Source organism: Hymenobacter metallilatus, assembly GCF_003944705.1.
GTDB lineage: Bacteria > Bacteroidota > Bacteroidia > Cytophagales > Hymenobacteraceae > Hymenobacter > Hymenobacter metallilatus.
In genome coordinates, this window is record NZ_RWIS01000013.1 from 48,214 (window position 1) to 65,458 (window position 17,245).

Annotated in this window: 11 protein-coding genes and 1 pseudogene; 3 read left to right on the forward strand and 9 right to left on the reverse strand. The window is 61.2% G+C overall.

Translation table 11 applies throughout. The annotated features are described in order from the left end of the window. Positions 1 to 216: 216 nt before the first annotated feature. Positions 217 to 3,918: a PKD domain-containing protein gene (locus EI290_RS17495; RefSeq protein WP_125432963.1), complete on the forward strand. Its 3,702-nt coding sequence runs from the start codon at positions 217 to 219 to the stop codon at positions 3,916 to 3,918. 132 nt (positions 3,919 to 4,050) lie between these two features. Here EI290_RS17495 and EI290_RS17500 read toward each other — a convergent pair whose 3' ends face one another. The 7 genes from EI290_RS17500 to holA form a co-directional block, all read right to left on the reverse strand. Then, positions 4,051 to 4,368, reverse strand: coding sequence for a hypothetical protein (locus tag EI290_RS17500; protein WP_125432964.1), 318 nt, complete (start codon positions 4,366 to 4,368; stop codon positions 4,051 to 4,053). A gap of 167 nt (positions 4,369 to 4,535) precedes the next feature. Further along, positions 4,536 to 7,895, reverse strand: a complete 3,360-nt coding sequence (locus tag EI290_RS17505; RefSeq protein ID WP_125432965.1) for a DEAD/DEAH box helicase — start codon at positions 7,893 to 7,895, stop codon at positions 4,536 to 4,538. A gap of 4 nt (positions 7,896 to 7,899) precedes the next feature. After that, positions 7,900 to 8,358, reverse strand: a complete 459-nt coding sequence (locus tag EI290_RS17510) for a hypothetical protein (RefSeq protein ID WP_125432966.1) — start codon at positions 8,356 to 8,358, stop codon at positions 7,900 to 7,902. Positions 8,359 to 8,360: 2 nt separating this feature from the next. Then, complete coding sequence (locus EI290_RS17515) at positions 8,361 to 8,822, reverse strand: RES family NAD+ phosphorylase (RefSeq protein WP_125432967.1); 462 nt, start codon at positions 8,820 to 8,822, stop codon at positions 8,361 to 8,363. 11 nt (positions 8,823 to 8,833) lie between these two features. Continuing rightward, entirely contained in the window at positions 8,834 to 9,295 is a 462-nt protein-coding gene (parS, locus tag EI290_RS17520; RefSeq protein ID WP_246008988.1) for a type II RES/Xre toxin-antitoxin system antitoxin, read from the reverse strand. Positions 9,296 to 9,578: 283 nt separating this feature from the next. Further along, positions 9,579 to 10,199 (reverse strand): FMN-dependent NADH-azoreductase, encoded by a 621-nt coding sequence (locus tag EI290_RS17525; protein WP_125432968.1) that lies wholly within the window; start codon positions 10,197 to 10,199, stop codon positions 9,579 to 9,581. A 795-nt stretch (positions 10,200 to 10,994) separates the two neighbouring features. Next, positions 10,995 to 12,074, reverse strand: coding sequence for a DNA polymerase III subunit delta (holA, locus tag EI290_RS17530; protein WP_125432969.1), 1,080 nt, complete (start codon positions 12,072 to 12,074; stop codon positions 10,995 to 10,997). A 177-nt stretch (positions 12,075 to 12,251) separates the two neighbouring features. Here holA and tyrS point away from each other — a divergent pair, with 177 nt between their 5' ends. Further along, positions 12,252 to 13,559, forward strand: coding sequence for a tyrosine--tRNA ligase (gene tyrS / locus EI290_RS17535; RefSeq protein ID WP_125432970.1), 1,308 nt, complete (start codon positions 12,252 to 12,254; stop codon positions 13,557 to 13,559). A gap of 196 nt (positions 13,560 to 13,755) precedes the next feature. Here tyrS and EI290_RS22950 read toward each other — a convergent pair. Together EI290_RS22950 and EI290_RS17545 are read right to left on the reverse strand one after the other, a co-directional pair. Beyond that, a pseudogene (locus EI290_RS22950) lies at positions 13,756 to 13,923 on the reverse strand (histone H1); the annotation flags it as partial. Positions 13,924 to 14,165: 242 nt separating this feature from the next. After that, entirely contained in the window at positions 14,166 to 15,416 is a 1,251-nt protein-coding gene (locus EI290_RS17545) for an aminotransferase class I/II-fold pyridoxal phosphate-dependent enzyme (protein WP_125432972.1), read from the reverse strand. A gap of 274 nt (positions 15,417 to 15,690) precedes the next feature. Here EI290_RS17545 and accC point away from each other — a divergent pair, with 274 nt between their 5' ends. Further along, positions 15,691 to 17,199, forward strand: coding sequence for an acetyl-CoA carboxylase biotin carboxylase subunit (accC, locus tag EI290_RS17550; protein WP_125432973.1), 1,509 nt, complete (start codon positions 15,691 to 15,693; stop codon positions 17,197 to 17,199). The last annotated feature ends 46 nt before the right edge of the window (positions 17,200 to 17,245 follow it).

Here is a 17,245-nt window from a genome sequence, read left to right on the forward strand (position 1 = left end):
GGGCATTGGGTACATCGGGCGGCGAATAGTCCCGCGTCCGGTCATTTCTTTTTTAACTATTGGCCCTGGCGGCCGGCGGGCTTTGCATGGCTGGCCGCTGCGCCCGGACTACGGGCCGTTTCCTGCTACTCCACTTCGTTTCCTGGTATTTGTGTTCCGCTGCCTGCCCGGCAGTTGGCCGGGAGGCGGCATGTTTCATTTTAACCCTTTTCGGCTATGCGTTACCGTATCCTCACCTGGCTACTGTTTACACTACTCTGCCCGCTGGCACTGCCAGCCCAGACTCCCCCCACCGGGTTTACCTCTACCCTGGTTTCGGACCAGTGGAATGAGGCCGTGGGCCTGACGTTCACGGCCTCCGGCTCGCACATGTTTGTGTGGGAGCGGCCCGGCAAGGTCTGGACGGTGCAGAACGGGCAGCGCCGCCTGCTGCTCGATATCAGCGAGGAAGTAGGAGCCTGGCACGACCACGGCCTGCTGGGGCTGGCGCTGCACCCGCAGTTTGAAACCAACGGCTACTTCTACCTCTTTTACCTGGTGGACCGCCACCACCTGCTCAACTACGGTACGGCAGCCTACAACCCCGCCACCAACGACTATTTCAGCGCCACCATTGGCCGGCTCACGCGCTACACGGCCACCCTGAGCGGGGGCGTGTACTCGGTGAACCCGGCCAGCCGCCGGGTACTGCTGGGGGCCACCAAAGCCACTGGGGTACCTTCACTGGAGCGCAGCCACGTAACGGGCAGCCTCGTGTTCGGGACGGACGGAACGCTGCTGGTGGCTACCGGCGACGGGGCCAACGGGGCTGATGCCGACTTCGGCAGCAACCCCGGCACCTACTATACCCAGGCCCTGGCCGATGGCATCATCACCAGCAAGGAAAACGTGGGGGCGTTCCGGGCGCAGATGGTGGACTGCCTCAACGGTAAGATTCTGCGCCTGGACCCCGAAACCGGCGCGGGCGTGCCCAGTAACCCCTTCTACAACGCTGCCGACCCGCAGGCCCCGCGCTCCAAGGTATGGGCCCTGGGCTTCCGCAACCCTTTCCGGATGACGCTGCGCCCCGGCACCGGCAGCACCTCGGCGGCGGCCGGCAACCCCGGCACGCTCTATATCGGCGACGTGGGCTTTTTTACCTGGGAGGAAGTGGACGTGGTGAGCCGGCCGGGCCAGAATATGGGGTGGCCGTTGTTTGAGGGTCTGGAAGCCAATAGTGCCTTCGTGGCCCAGAAGCGCTACAATTTTTACCAGCCCAACCCGCAGTACGGCGTAAATGGCTGCACCCAGCAGTACTACTATTTTCAGGATTTGATTGCCCAGGCCACGCCTAGCGGCATGGCTACCTTCCTGAACCCCTGCGGGGGACAGGCCATTGCGGCTTCGGTACCCACCTTCGTGCACACCCGTCCGCTCATTGACTGGAAGCACGGCACCGGGCCGTCGCGCACGGGCACCTTTAGCGGGAGTACGGCCACGGTAGCCAACCTGGGGGCGGCCGGCTCGCCGGTAGCGGGGCCACAGTTTGGGGGCAGTGCCAGCGTGGGCGGGGTGTTTTATCCGCACGCCGATTTTCCGGCTTCCTACCGCAACACCTACTTTTTCGGCGACTACTCGGGGGGCTGGCTGCGTAGCCTGACGGTGGATGCCGGCAATGTGCCCTCGGTGGTGCGCGACTTTGTTCCCAGCGGAGCCATTGCCGTGGGGCTGGCAGTCCATCCCTCGCAGCCGGGGCTTTATTATGCAAACTTCCCCAACGAGATTCGCAAAATCACTTACAACGCGGCCAATCAGCCGCCCGTCGCCGTAGCGTCGTCAGATAAGAAATACGGGGCCAGTCCGCTGGCGGTACAGTTTACGGGCAGTGCCTCCACCGACCCCGAGGGCCAACCGCTAAGCTACGCCTGGGACTTCGGCGACGGTACCAGCAGCACTGCGGCTAACCCCACGCACACCTTCACGGCCCCCGGCCCGGCTCCGGCGGCCTACTCGGTGCGGCTGACGGTAACCGACAACCAGGGCCTCAGTAGTCAGGCTACCTTGCTCATCTCGGCCAATAACACCCCGCCCCAGGTTACCATTACCAGCCCCGCCAACAACGCGCTGTACTCTATTGTGACTGCCACCACGTTTGCCCTCACAGCCTCCGTAACCGACCAGGAGCACACCTCCAGCCAGCTTAGCTACCTGTGGCAGTGCTACCTGCACCACGCCGACCACGAACACCCCGAGCCGACACAATCTACGGCCACCGGGAGCCTGACAACTTCCCCACTGGGCTGCGGAGCCGAAACGTATTACTACCGCGTGGTATTGACCGTGACGGACGCCGCCGGCCTAGCTACTACCCAGGAAATCCGCCTGAACCCGGATTGCAGCACCGCCCCCGCTTACACCTTCTACCGGGCCGTGAATCTGGGCGGCGGGGCGCTGACGCTGGACGGCAACGCCTGGAGCGGCACGCCGGCGGCTAACTTCACCACCAACGGCACGTTCTTCTCCAACAATAACGTGCCCCTGCTGCCGGCCACCGATGCTACGCGCACCAGCATGATCCGTAGCTCGGCCTACAGCCTGACCAGCTTGTCCGCCACCATGAGCAGTGTACCCAACGGCCAGTACCGGGTGTGGGCCTACGTGTGGGAGGACAACAACGCGGAAATCTTCAGCCTGGCCCTGAACGGGCAGACCGTGCAGACCACCTACAACAGCGGCCCGGCCGGCACCTGGCGCAAGCTCGGGCCCTTTGATGTTACAGTTTCCACCGGCCAGCTGCAGCTCACCACCTCGGGCGGCACCTGCAACCTCTCCGGCCTGGAAGTCTGGCAGGCCTCCGGTACGCCCCCACCGCCGCCCACCAACCAGCTGCCCACGGCCAACGCCGGCCCCGACCAGACCATCACGCTACCGACCAGTTCCGCCACGCTGGCCGGCTCCGGTACCGACCCTGATGGTACCATCAGCAGCTACACCTGGAGCCAGACCAGCGGGCCCACTACGGCGGCATTCAGCTCCACCACCGTTGCGGGCCCGACGGTGAGCGGGCTGGTGGCCGGCTCCTATGTGTTCAGCCTCGTCGTGAAAGACAACGCTGGGGCCAGCAGCACTGCTGACTTGGTGAGCATCACGGTGAATCCTCAAGGCCCCCCCCCCCCGACTGGCACCTACGCCTTCTACCGGGCCGTGAATCTGGGCGGCGGGGCCCTGACGCTGGACGGCAACGCCTGGAGCGGCACACCGGCCCCGAACTTCACCACCAACGGCACGTTCTTTTCCAACAGCAACGTGCCCCTGCTGCCGGCCACCGATGCGGCCCGCACCAGCATGATCCGTAGCTCGGCCTACAGCCTGACCAGCTTGTCCGCCACCATGAGCAGTGTACCAGCTGGTTCGTACCGGGTGTGGGCCTACGTGTGGGAGGACAACAATGCGGAAATCTTCAGCCTGGCCCTGAACGGGCAGACCGTGCAGACCAATTACAACAGCGGCCCGGCCGGCACCTGGCGCAAGCTCGGGCCCTTTGATGTTACAGTTTCCACCGGCCAGCTGCAGCTCACCACCTCGGGCGGCACCTGCAACCTCTCCGGCCTGGAAGTCTGGCAGGCCTCCGGTACGCCGGCGGCCCGGCCGCTGGCGGCATCCACGGCTAGCCTGCTAGCTCCGGCTTCTGCCATCTACCCCAACCCCTCGCCTAATGGCCGTTACACCCTCACGTTTCCGCCGGCCCTACGCGCCACGCTCACGTACGCGCTGGTGTCGCCGCTGGGCCGGGTACTGAGCCGGGGGCTGCTACCCGTACCCGTGGGCGCCACCCAGGCCGAGCTGGATCTTACCAAGCTCCCCCTGAGCACCGGCCTTTACTACGTGCAGCTCACTGGTGCCCGGCCCACCCCTATTCACTACAAGCTGCTGCGGTGAGCCCAAACCTCACTATTCGCCTGGCTTTCGCTGCTTCTGTCGAACACCACGAAACACTACGCCTTCCCCTGCTAAATACGGCGAGAAACGGAACAGGACGGAACAAGGCGGTATCTGGTAGGGTACTGTCCGTTAGGAGCCAGCCTGAGAGGTCGTATTATCCCTATGAGGAAGCGGCGCCAGCGTCACCTCATCCTGGGTGAAATCGAACTGCTTTTTATCTACCTGGCCCTGGCAGCTGATTACCCGGGGCGGGGCCAACTTGCCCTTGCGGCCAGCCTCCACCTGCACCTCACCGGTGGCTTGCACCGTAGCCACGGCCTCACCGTTGCGCCGCAGCTCCCAGGCCCCCGGTTTCACCTCCCCGGCCAGATACCCAACGATGAACACCTCCTTGGGCGACATCTGGATAATATCAACGACTTGCATATCGGGCGAGGTCTGGAACATGGCGGGCAGGTTATGAGTGTATAAAGCTGCGGATTTTTGCGGGGAAATGACCTTTTGAACGTCATTCCGAGCGAAGCCGAGGAATCTCGCGTGCTGAAGTTGTGGTGCTAATCCAACCTCAGCACGCGAGATTCCCCGACTTCGCTCGGAATGACGGGCTGTTGTTCTCATCCTCCCACCTCCTCACCCACCAGCGCCAGCAATTCCTGGGGCGTGAGGGATTTGAGCAGGGCCGCGTCGGTGCGGATCAGACCCTGGGCCAGCTCCCGCTTGGACTGCTGCAAGTGCTGGATTTTCTCCTCTACCGTATCGGGGCAGATGAGGCGCACGGCCACTACGGGCTTGGTCTGGCCGATGCGGTAGGCCCGGTCGATGGCCTGGTTTTCTACGGCGGGGTTCCACCAGGGGTCCAGCAGGTACACGTAGTCGGCGCCGGTGAGGTTGAGGCCGGTACCGCCGGCTTTCAGGCTGATAAGGAACACACGCACCTCGGGCCGCTCCTGGAATGCCTGCACGGCGGCCCCGCGCTGCCGGGTTTGGCCGGTGAGGTACTCGTAGGGAATATCGTGGGCATCCAGCATGGGCCGCACCAGGTTCAACATGCCCACAAACTGCGAAAACACCAGGATTTTGTGCTCCGGGGCGTGGTTCTGAATTTCCTCCAGCAGCACGGCCAGCTTGGCCGAGGTGGAACCGTAATCCTCCAGATCGGGCAGCAAAGCGGGCGAGTCGCAGATTTGGCGCAGGCGCGTAAGGCCCCGCAGCACCGAGGCGTGGTTGCGGGCCATTACATCTTCGCGCTGGCCCAGCAGCAGATTCCGGAAATCCTGGCGGCAGGCCTCATACACGCGGCGCTGCTCGGGCGGCATCTCGCAGTAGAGCACCATTTCCGTCTTTTCCGGCAACTCGGTGGCTACCTGGGCCTTGGTGCGGCGCAGCACGAAGGGCCGGATTTTCTGCTGCAGCTCCCGGGCCTTCTGCTCATCCCCAAACTTATCAATGCGCGTGGCATACTGCGCCCGAAACTGCCGCAGCGTGCCCAGCAGCCCCGGGCAGGCAAACGAGAGCAGAGCGAAAATATCGTAGGTATTATTCTCCAGCGGCGTGCCCGTGAGCACCACCCGCCCCCGGCTCCGCAGCTGGCAAGCGGCCCGGTAGCGCAACGAAGCCGGGTTCTTGATGGCCTGAGCCTCATCCAGAAACACGTACTCGAACTCCTGGACCTTCAGTCGGCGCAAATCCGACACCAGCGTGCCGTAGGTAGTCAGCACCAAATCGTAGTCGGCGAAATCCGGCTGGGTGCGCTGGCGGCCCGCGCCGTGCCAGGTCAGCACCCGCAGGCCCGGCGCGAAGCGGGCGGCTTCGGCCTGCCAGTTGAACACCAGGGACGTGGGCACCACCACCAGGCTGGGTCCGGTGCGGCCGCCCGCGCGCAGGTGCAGCACGAAGGCCAGCACCTGCAGCGTCTTGCCCAGGCCCATGTCGTCGGCCAGGCAGCCCCCGAAGCCGAACGTATCCAGGAAATTCAGCCAGTTGAGGCCCTCCCGCTGGTAGTCGCGCAGGGTGACCTGCAGGCCGGCAGGTACCGCCACGGGCGCAATACCAGTGAAATCGGCCAGGGCGGCGCGGGTTTCGGTTAGCCGCTGCCGGGCCGAGGGCAGCAGCTCATCCTCGGCGTACAGCTCCTCTACCGTCGCAAACTGGCTATGTGGGGTGCGCAGCTGGCCGTCGATGAGCTCGGCGGCGGCAAAGTAGCGGGCAAACTTCTCCAGCCACTGCTGGGGCAGCACGCCGTGGCTACCATCATCCAGCACTACGTAGCGGCGGCGGTTGCGCAGGGCCTGGCTGAGTTGCGGTAGTGTAGCGTGCTGCTTGCCAAACCGCACCGCCAGCCGGGTATCAAACCAGTTGGTTTCACTGCTCACCTGCACCGACACCCGGGCCGGGTGCGGGTTAAGCCGGTTGTCCTTGAGCTGCCGGAAGCCCAGCACCCGGATGCCCTCCTGCCGCCAGTGTTCCAGGGCGGGCAGCACTCGGTCGGCGTCCAGCAACTCGTGCCGGGCCAGGTAAAAGGAATCGGGGGTTTGCTGCCCGGCCAGTTCCGGCCAGGGGCGCAGCACGGCCGCCACCAACCGGTCTTCAGCCAGGGCATTACGACTTACGGTGAAGGCCCGGCCTAGGGCGTCGGTGGCCTGGAGCTGCTGCTTGCTCAGCACCGACACCTCCCGCTCCCCGTAGCGCATCACCGGCAGCAGCTCCACGTGGGGGCCGGCATCGGAGAGGTAGAGCACCGGCTCGGGTGCCTCGTCGAAGCCCGCAGCCGCTAGCTGTTGCCGGGTGGCCGGGCGCAGGTAGGCGTAGTGAATCTGCAAGCGGTTTTCCAGGTTGGTCAGCACATCCTCCCGGAACTCCGCAAACTGCGACTGGTGAATCAGCAAGGCGTTGTTGCGCTGCCGGAAAAACTCCACCACCCGCCACAGGTCCAGATCATCCAGCAGGTACAGATCATCGTGCAGGGCTACGAAGTAGTCGTAGTGCAGGGTAAGCTGCTCCAGATCCAGGGCCTGGTCGTGGAGCAGCAGCTGGCCGGTTATCTGGTAGAATTCGTCTTCCTGAGTTACCTGCAGACGCAGCTGCAGGCGGGCGCTGTGCAGGCGCACCGGCACCAGTGCCGCGGCCGTGAGCTTGTCGCCCTGGGAGCCGCGGTACGAAAAAACGGGCAGCCGAAACGGGTTCTGCACCACGGCACGCAGGGCCTCCACGGCCGCCGGAGTGCGGTCCTCGTCGTAGTTGTGCTGGAAGCGGGCCAGGCCGGTGTAGAACTTCAGCTCCGCCGGGTTGGTCAGCTGCCAGATACCGTCCAGGGGGTTCAGCAGCGTCAGCGGGTTCTTGGGTTTGCCCGCCGCCGTAAGGCTGGCCTCCACCAGGTGCAGCGTAAGGTGGCTGTAGTAGCGGTGCCGGGCCAGCACCAGCAGCCGTTGCCCATTTGCTCCCGGCACCACCGGCTCCGGCTTCGCGGGCAGCAGCTGCCGCATCAGCTCCTGCTTGGAAGCCGGCGTCACGGGCAGCAGATCCGCCCGGCGCGGCATTACGACCGTGGCCCCGTTGGCAAATGTCAGTTGAAAGTGCGCGTCCAGGTCGGGAGCCTGTTCCAGGCCGTATTCCCGGGCCACAGCGCGCAGCTTCTGCCCGCGCAGCTCCCCGTCGAAAAACGCCCGCAGCTCCGGCCGGTGCAGCAGGGCCAGCAGCGTCAGGGCCTGGTTTTCGCACAGCTCGTCGTTCGTGCCGGCCGTGCAGGTGCAGCTCAGCGTCAGGCCGGTTTTGGTTTGACTCACTTCCACTTCCGGCCCGGTCATTCCTCCTACTACTGTTCCGGCTGAAAACTGCCCGGTATCCACAGTCAGCTCCAGCGGCGTCACGGCCCGGTACTGGCGCGTATCCGGCACAAAGCCGCGGGGGGCCAGTTGCAGCAGCTGAGGCAGCGTCAGGTCCGGGAGTTGCTGGGAGAGATGAACGGTATGCGGCACAGAACTACTTAGCTGTGTAGGTTGCGTAGTTCAGACGGAAAGCCTCAGGAAGCAAAGCATCCAGTCTTACAGAAACGTCATATAAGCAACGTAGCCGATACTCGTATAAATTGATTTGCTTGGCAAAGCTTCCTTTCACTACCATAAAAGTATAACCAGGCATATCTGTGTCTGTGCTTTTCCCTTGGTAACTATTCTTAAGGCCAGATAGGTAAACTTGGTCTAGCGGGGCCAACAATTGATTTCGCTCAACCGAAGTAATTTCTCTTACCAGCAACGAATCTGTGGTTGCTACATCATGTATTTCAACCCGGATAGTGCTATCCGTAATAACATATTCCCGATAGCCCAAAAACTCCGTTTTGACTATTCGCAAGCGGGTTACTTTCCGTGGTGATTGTGCTACACCATTTGCAGAAGTTAAGCCTATCAGCAACAGTATTATACCCAGTTTTTGAATCATATTCACCCTACTTCATCCGCCTTAATCCGTGCATCAAACCGAAACTCCTCCCGGCTCACAATCCGGATGCGCTTGAAATCGGGGTGGCGGCTGTGCAGCACGTAGTTGAATTCCTGGGGCACAATGGACGAGGGCACCCGCAACACGGCCGAGCTGCGGCGCGCGTACCACTCGGCCCCGAGAGGCTGGCACACGGCGTAGCGGCTGGCCTGCTCCCAGTCCCGGGGCAGCTGGCTCAGTGGTACCTCTTCCACCAACAGGTCATCGGGCACGTCAATCACCAGCACCCGAAATTGGCCGGTGAGGCCTTCTCCACTGCGGTGCACCACGTTTTCCAGGCAGGCCAGGGCCCGGCTGGCGGCGGTGTAAATCACAAACTGATCCTTATAATTCCAGCGCGCCCGGTAGCCGGAGGCAAACAGGTCGTCGGCGTATTTGGCCAGGCAGATGCGGTACACCAGCATACTCTGGACCTCTAGGATAAGTCGCCGTAGGCAATGCGCGTGAGCTCCTCGGCCACCAGATCTATGCCCCCACTGGTTTCCAGCAGCCGCAGTGGAATCTCCCCGTCGAGGCCATGAGCGGGTTTATCCAGCCAGCGCAGAAACGCGGCGGCCTCCCCGAATACTTCCACCCCCAGGTTGTAGAGGCTGATGATTTTCAGGGTTTTCTCGCTGCTGGCGGCGCTCAGGTTTTTCTTTTCCTGGGAGTAGGTGCGCAGGGTTTTGGTGGATAGCTCGTAAATGGCTTCCAGCTCCTGGGCCTGCAGCTGGTAGGCCTCAGCCACCTCAAACGCCGTGGCGGCCGGTACGCCCTTGCGGGCTTCCATCACCAAGGCGTAGGCATCCTGCCCGGTCCGGCCCCAGGCCGCCCATTTCTTGCGCAAAGCCGCCGGCATAACGGCCGTTATTTTCGGGTGGTGTGCAGCAGTAGCCATCGGTGTGTGTTTGACAGAACGAACTTAGAGAAATTTTTCCATTTAACGAGGAAAAATTTCTCTAAGTTCTCCAACTACGTCAGCCCGGCACCAGTTGAGGCACCACCCAATAACAAAGCCTGGCCGATTTTCCATTGGAAAACTGACCAGGCTTTATTTGCAACCAGAAAACCGGCTACGGAGGCAAAACGGCTATTCAAGCCGCCATACAGAAGCTACAGAACCAGATTAGCTGTAGCCTCGTCGTTGCTAATCACGCAGCGTTGCTGTACCAAGAGAACAGCTATACAGCAAGTTCAGCCGATTGCGAGATAACCACGCTGTTCAGGGCTTTTTCCAAGGCTGTGTCCTGTACGCCGGGAATGGACACGCCTTCCACCCGCACCACCGTTACATCGGTCATGCCCAGGAAACCCAGCACGGCCTGCAGGTACGGGGCCACAAAATCGAAGCCGGCAGCCGGGCCCTCGGAGTAAATGCCGCCGCTAGACATGGCCACGTACACTTTCTTGCCGGTTACCAGGCCCTGGGGAGCATTATCGACATACTTGAACGTAATGCCGGCGCGAGCAATGTGGTCAATCCAGGCTTTGAGCGTGGACGGAATGCCAAAGTTGTAAAGCGGTGCACCAATAACGATGACGTCAGCGGCCTGCAACTCGGCAATGGCGTCGTCGGAGTGACGGGCGGCTTCCTGCTGCTCGGGCGTGCGGTTGGCAGGCGGCGTGAAGAAGGACTGCAGCTTGGCTTCTTCCAGCTGCGGAAACGGATGTGTGGCCAGGTCGCGGGTAATTACGGTGCTGCCGGGATACGCAGCCTGCAGCTTCTCGATGATGCCGTTGGCCAGCTTGATGCTGAAGGAAGCGCCGCCACGGGGGCTGGAAATGACGTTCAGAATGTTCATACTACCGTGTTAGAGAAAAGTAGGCGTCTTCCCGCCGAACTGCGAAATCATGTCGGCCCCACCCTAGGAGTAAAAGGTTACGGCCAGCTGGGCAGTCTGCGGAGAAGGCATTTGATGTCTATACATCAAATGTATAGACATTGTTTCACATTTCCATTCTTTTTGTACCGTTGAGTGTTTCCCGCAAGCCAGTCTGTTCCCGACAACGGCACCTGCAGCGTACTTACCAGCACCGCCACCCGCAATACAACCCTGCCGCCAGCAACAGCCCCAAGCAGCCGAGCTGGCGCATCTTCGCGCGCAGGGCCCGCCGCCGCCCATAAGCGTCGGCAGCGGCTTGCGGCAGAAAATAGCCCCACCACGCATTGCCCGGCTCCGACAGCACTCACACCTCCCGGCACGCCGGGCAGGTGTATCGGGTCACCTCACCGGGCAGCAGCTTCAGCGGCTTACATAGCAGTTGCTGCTCAAAGGCCTCGTAGGCCCACCACGAGGGAAAGCCGGATATTCCGTTCGGGAAGCAGTCAGGGCACATTTCGTTTGGGGCGGGGTTTGCGGATAGGGCGCAGCAGCCAGATGATGGCATATAGAAAAAAGGAGGCGAATCCACCACCCACTACAGTCGGTAGCAGGCTGTGCCCGTACGGATAGGCTGTCCACAGTCCCGCCATTGCTAGTAGTGTCGTCAGCAGCCAATACCACTTCAGGTAAGCAAAACTACACTTCGTAGCATCCAAAATATTCGCTTAAAGCAGTTCGCCTTCCTCCGAATCCTGAGAGGATGCAACCTCAGCGCTACTGCCCCACCACCGCATGCAGCGGCACCGGGTGGATGATGAGCCAGATCAGCTCCCGCAGAATTTCGCCGTCGGTCATGGAGCCCGAGTCGATGCCTTTGCTCTGGGCGTCGGCGCGGCGGATGAGGTGCACGATGTCGCGGGTGCGGTGGAAGTCGAATACTTTCAGGCCCACCTGATAGTCCTGGCGCTGAATGGGAAAGCGCAGGCCCATTTTCAGCCAGTCGGCCTCCGCGGGGTTCCCGGGCAGCTGATGCAGCACCAGCAGGCGGGAGAAGTAGTTGAACAGCAGCGTCAGGTTGGGGATGAGCGGGTTGTTCTTGGGGTTGGCCTCGAAGTAGAGCAGGATGCGGTTGGCCTTGAGTACGTCGCGGCGCACCAGGGCGCTCTGCAGCTCGAAGATGTTGTACTCCTTGCTGATGCCCACCATGCGCTGCACCAGGTCCTCATCGATGCTGTGGCCGGGCAGCAGGTTGATGAGCATCTTATCCACCTCGTTGGTGAGGCGGCCCAGCTCCCCCCCGATGTATTCGGCCAGCATAGCCGTGGCCTGGGGCGTAATCTGCTGGTTTTTGGAGCGCACATAGTTGCTCAGCCAAGGGGCCACCTGGTTATCGTAGAGCTTTTTGCTGGTCATGAGCACGGTGCCGGCCGGGGCGGGCTCCTTTTTGTCGCCGGCCAGCAGCTTGCCCAGCTTTTTGCGCGCGTCCAGGGTTTTGTGCTTGTAGCAGAACACCAGCACCGTGCTTTGCAGCGGATTGCGCAGGTAGGCCTCCAGAAAGGGCCACGTCTTTTCGTTTTCCAGATCGGCCACGGCCTGGGCCTCCTTCACAATAACCACCGAGCGTTCCGCCATCATAGGGAAGCGCTTGGCCTGGCCCAGAATGCCGGCCACGTCGGTGTCCTTGCCGTACATCACCACTTGGTTGAAACCCTTCTCGTGCTCAGGCAGCACGTGCTTTTCCAGCAAATCGGCCACAAGGTCAATGTAATACGGCTCCTCCCCCTGCAGAAAGTACACGGGCGCAAACTGCCGCTGCTGGAGCTGCTTCAGGATTTCGTCGGGCGAGGCGGTCAAGGGTGAAGTTGTGAAATTGTGAGGTTGTGAAGGTCTTGCGGCGCTATTCCGCTGCGGCTTTCACTTGGACTGCAAATGTACCACAGGCCTTTTTACCTTTGTGCCTCTTATGTGCGTGGGTTAGTCGTGTTTTAACCACTGCCTGATTCACAACTTCACAACTTCACAACTTCACCCTTGAACCTAATCGACGAACTGCGCTGGCGGGGCATGTTTCACGACATGATGCCCGGCACCGAGGAGCACCTGCTGAAGAACACGCCCATCACCGGCTACATCGGCTTCGACCCTACCGCGCCTTCCCTGCACATCGGCAACCTGGCCACTATTATGTTGCTGGTGCATTTGCAGCGCGCCGGCCACCGGCCCCTGGCCCTGGTGGGCGGCGCCACCGGCATGATTGGCGACCCTTCGGGCAAATCGGCGGAGCGGAACCTGCTCGATGAGGACGCCCTGCGCCGCAACCAGGCCGGCATTCAGGCCCAGTTGGAGAAGTTCCTGGTGTTCGACGACTCACCCACCGGGGCCCGCGTGGTGAACAACTACGACTGGTTCAAGGAGTTTGGCTTCCTGCAGTTTCTGCGCGAAGTGGGCAAACACCTCACCGTCAACTACATGATGGCCAAGGACTCGGTGAAGCGCCGCATTGGCGGCAACGAGAACAGTGTCGATTCTGGCGGGGCTGAGGGCATCAGCTATACCGAGTTCAGCTACCAGTTGCTGCAGGGCTACGACTTCTTCCACCTCTATAAGGAGTTGGGCTGCACCCTGCAAATGGGCGCCAGTGACCAGTGGGGTAACATCACCACCGGCACCGAGCTGATCCGGCGCATGTCGGGCGGCGAGGGCAAGGCCTACGCCCTCACCGGCCAGCTCATCACCAAGTCCGACGGTACCAAGTACGGCAAGAGCGAAACCGGCACCGTATGGCTGGATAGCTCCATGACGAGCCCGTACCAGTTCTACCAGTTCTTCCTTAACGCCGCCGACGCCGACGTGCCCCGCCTCATCCGCGTGTTTACGCTGCTGAGCCAGCCGGAAATCGAAGCCCTGGAAGCCGAGCACGCCGCCGCCCCCCACCTGCGGGTGCTGCAGAAAGCCCTGGCCAAAGACGTCACCATCCGCGTGCACGGCGAACCAGCCTTCGAAGCTGCCCTGGCCGCCTCGCAGGTGCTGTTTGGCGGCGGCGAGCTAAGCAGCCTCGATGAGGCCACGCTGCTGGACGTGTTTGCCGGCGTACCGCACGTGGAGGTTTCCCGCGCCGAGTTGGAAGGCCAGGATGCCCTCACCCTACTGAGCACCGCTGCTGGCAACGTCATCTTCTCCAGCAAAGGCGAGGCCCGCAAAATGGTGCAGAACAACGGCGTGAAGCTCAACCGCCAGAAAGTAACCCTCGACCAGAGCGCCACGGCCGTAGCCGCGCTGCTGGATAAGTACCTGGTAGCCCAGAAGGGCAAGAGCTACTTCCTCATCAAGCTGGTGTAAGTCCGGCTTATCTGGCTCATAACAAAAAAGGCCCTGCTGATGATCAGCAGGGCCTTTTAGGTGTAAACAGGTTCGCTACGCCGGGCGTAGCGCCCACTTACTTCTTTTTAGCGGGAGCCGCTTTCTTCGCAGCAGGAGCAGCGGCTTTCTTAGCCGGAGCAGCCTTGGCAGCGGGAGCAGCAGCAGCACCACCGTCGTTTTTCTTGTTCTGTACCTCAGTCCGGATGGTCTGGGCCATGTTCTTCAGCTCCTGCATGCCTTTACGCACACGGGTACCAGCGGCCGAGTTGCCTTTGTCGTAGAATTTCTCGAAGTCAGCTTCCAGCGACATCACGAGGTCCTTCAGTTGGCCAAAATTGCTCATTGTTGGGAGGGGTTAGTTGGTGTGGAAAAAGTGTTTAACCGGCCCTAATATACAGGGATTTCAAATACAAGCAAGTTGACAAGTTTTTTTCTTAATGGCCTTTTCCAGCCACTAAGGGCCTATTTTACCTCAAAACATCTTCTCCAAAGCCCTCCCTCACGCGAGACATATATTGAAATAGTCCTAAAACAAAAAGCCAGCTTCCGGAAAGAAGCTGGCTTTTGCACTTAGCGAAGCTAAGACTAGCGTTGCAGGCCCTCGGGCACTTCAGCCTTGGAATAAAGTCCTTTGGCCAGCTTCTCCTGTACTGCTTCAAAGGCCTTGATGGTAATGGCCACATCGTCGAGGGTATGCACGGCCGTTGGAATGATACGCAGCATAATCACTCCCTTGGGTACCACCGGATATACCACAATAGAGCAGAAAATGCCGTGATTCTCACGTAGATCGAAGGTTACCTGCGTGGCATCCGGGATTTGGCCTTCCAGCAGCACCGGCGTTACGGGCGAAGTAGTGGTGCCGATATTGAAGCCTTTTTCGCGCAGGCCGCTTTGCAGGGCACGTACCACCGTCCACAGATTTTCCTTAAGCTCAGGGCGGGTGCGCAGCAGCTCCAACCGCTTCAAAGCGCCCACTACGAGCGGCATGGGCAGGCTTTTGGCGAAAATCTGGCTGCGCATGTTGTAGCGCAAATATTCAATTACGTTCTCGGGGCCGGCCACGAAGGCACCAATGCTGGCCATGCTCTTCGCAAACGTCGAAAAATAAAGGTCAATACCGTCCTGTACGCCCTGTTCTTCGCCCGTTCCGGCACCCGTAGTGCCCATGGTACCGAAGCCGTGGGCATCATCCACGAACAAACGGAACTGGTATTTCTCCTTCAACGCTACCACCCCGCGCAGGTCGCCCTGGTTACCCGACATGCCGAACACGCCCTCGGTAATGACCAGGATGCCGCCGCCGGTTTCGTCGATGATGCGCTGGGCGCGCTCCAGTTGCTTCTCCAGGCTCTGCATGTCGTTGTGCACGTACACAAAGCGCTTGCCCGCGTGCAGACGTACGCCATCAATAATGCAGGCGTGCGACTCGGCGTCGTACACAATCACATCGTGGCGGCCCACCATGGCGTCGATAATGCTTACTACGCCCTGGTAGCCGAAGTTGAGCAGCATGCAGTCGGGCTTCATCACAAACTCGGCCAGCTCGTTTTCCAGCTGCTCGTGCAGGTTGGAGTTGCCGCTCATCATGCGGGCACCCATGGGCAGGGCCATGCCGTACTCGGCCGCGGCGTCGGCGTCGGCCTTGCGCACCTCGGGGTGGTTGGCCAGGCCCAGGTAATTGTTCAGGCTCCAGGTGAGAACCTCTTTGCCGCGGAAAATCATGCGGGGCTTAATCTCGCCTTCCAGCTTAGGGAAGGTGAAATAGCCGTGCGCGTAGTGTGAATGGCTACCCAGCGGGCCGCGGTTGGCGGCAATCTTCTCAAATAGATCCACGAGGGAACAGGTTGAATGTGAAACGAAAACAAGCGGTTATGCTTGGGGGGCATAACGCTCGGGGAATGTACAAAGTTATGGCAATCCGCAAAGGTAGCCCGCCGCGGGCAGGCATCCAACCTTATAGGAATTGACCCGGCGCGTTTTCTGGTGCGGCCGGAATGGCGTTTCTTTGCTCGTAGTTGTTAGTTTTTCGTTGTCAGTTGTCAGGTCGATACCCACCCTAGATACTGGCAGTACTAACAACCAGCAACTGACAACCGACAACTATAGCATGAAGAAAATCACCAAGCTGCTGGTCGCCAACCGCGGCGAAATTGCCCTGCGCGTGCTGCGCTCCGCCCGGGAAATGGGCCTGCAAACCGTGGCCATTTACTCCGAAGCCGACCGCAACGCATTGCACGTGCGCTACGCCGACGAGGCCGTGTGCGTGGGCCCGCCCGCCAGCAAAGACAGCTACCTGCGCGGCGACAAAATCCTGGAAGTATGCCGCCAGCTGGGCGTCGATGCCATTCACCCCGGCTACGGCTTCCTGAGTGAAAACGCCGAATTCGCCCGCATGGTGAAGGAAGCGGGCCTGATTTTCGTGGGTCCTTCGCCGGAAGCCATGGATGTGATGGGCGACAAGCTTTCAGCCAAGCAGGCCGTGAAAGCCTACAACATTCCGTTGGTGCCGGGCCTGGATGAAGCCATCAGCGACGTGCAGGAGGCCAAGCGCGTGGCCGAGCAGGTGGGTTTCCCGGTGCTCATTAAGGCTTCGGCCGGCGGCGGCGGCAAAGGCATGCGCCTGGTGTACCAGCCCGAGGAGTTTGAGGAGCAGATGCAGCTGGCCGTGAATGAGGCCGTGTCGGCCTTCGGCGACGGGGCCGTGTTTATTGAAAAGTTCGTGACCGGGCCGCGTCACATCGAAATTCAGGTACTGGGCGACGAGCACGGCAACATTGTGCATCTGTTTGAGCGGGAATGCTCGATTCAGCGCCGCCACCAGAAGGTGATTGAGGAAGCGCCTTCCTCGGTGCTCACGCCCGAGCTGCGCGCCGAAATGGGCCGCTGCGCCGTAGATGTAGCCCGCGCCTGCAACTACACCGGGGCCGGCACCGTGGAGTTCCTGCTCGACGACCAGCGCAACTTCTACTTCCTGGAAATGAATACCCGCCTGCAGGTGGAGCACCCCGTAACGGAGCAGATTACGGGCCTGGACCTGGTGAAGGAGCAGATTAAAGTAGCCCAGGGCCAGCCCCTCGCCTTCCGCCAGGAAGACCTCACCATCACCGGCCACGCCCTGGAGCTGCGCGTGTACGCCGAAGACCCGCAGAACAACTTCCTGCCCGACATCGGGACACTGACCACCTACGTGCGTCCCCAGGGCCCCGGTGTGCGGGTCGATGACGGCTTTGAGCAGGGCATGGACATTCCGATTTACTACGACCCCATGATTGCCAAGCTCGTCACCTTCGGGGCCACCCGCGAGGAGGCCATTGCCCGGATGCTGCGCGCCATTGAGGAGTACCAGATTACCGGCATCGAAACCACGCTGGGCTTCGGCCGCTACGTGCTGCAGCACCCGGCCTTCGTGAGCGGCAACTTCGACACCAACTTCATCAAGGACCACTTCACCCCCGAGTCCCTGAAACCCGCTGCCCCGGACGAAGCCACCGCCAAGCTGGCCGCCGTGCTCACCGCCATGCTCCTGACGGAGAAAAAGCCCGCCACCGCCGCCTCGGCCGATGCGACGGCCGCAACCGGCTCAGCCTGGAAGCGGAACCGGTTAGGGGTGCGGTAGAATGTAGTTTGACACAAAAAGGCTGCCCGGTTACGTAACCGGGCGG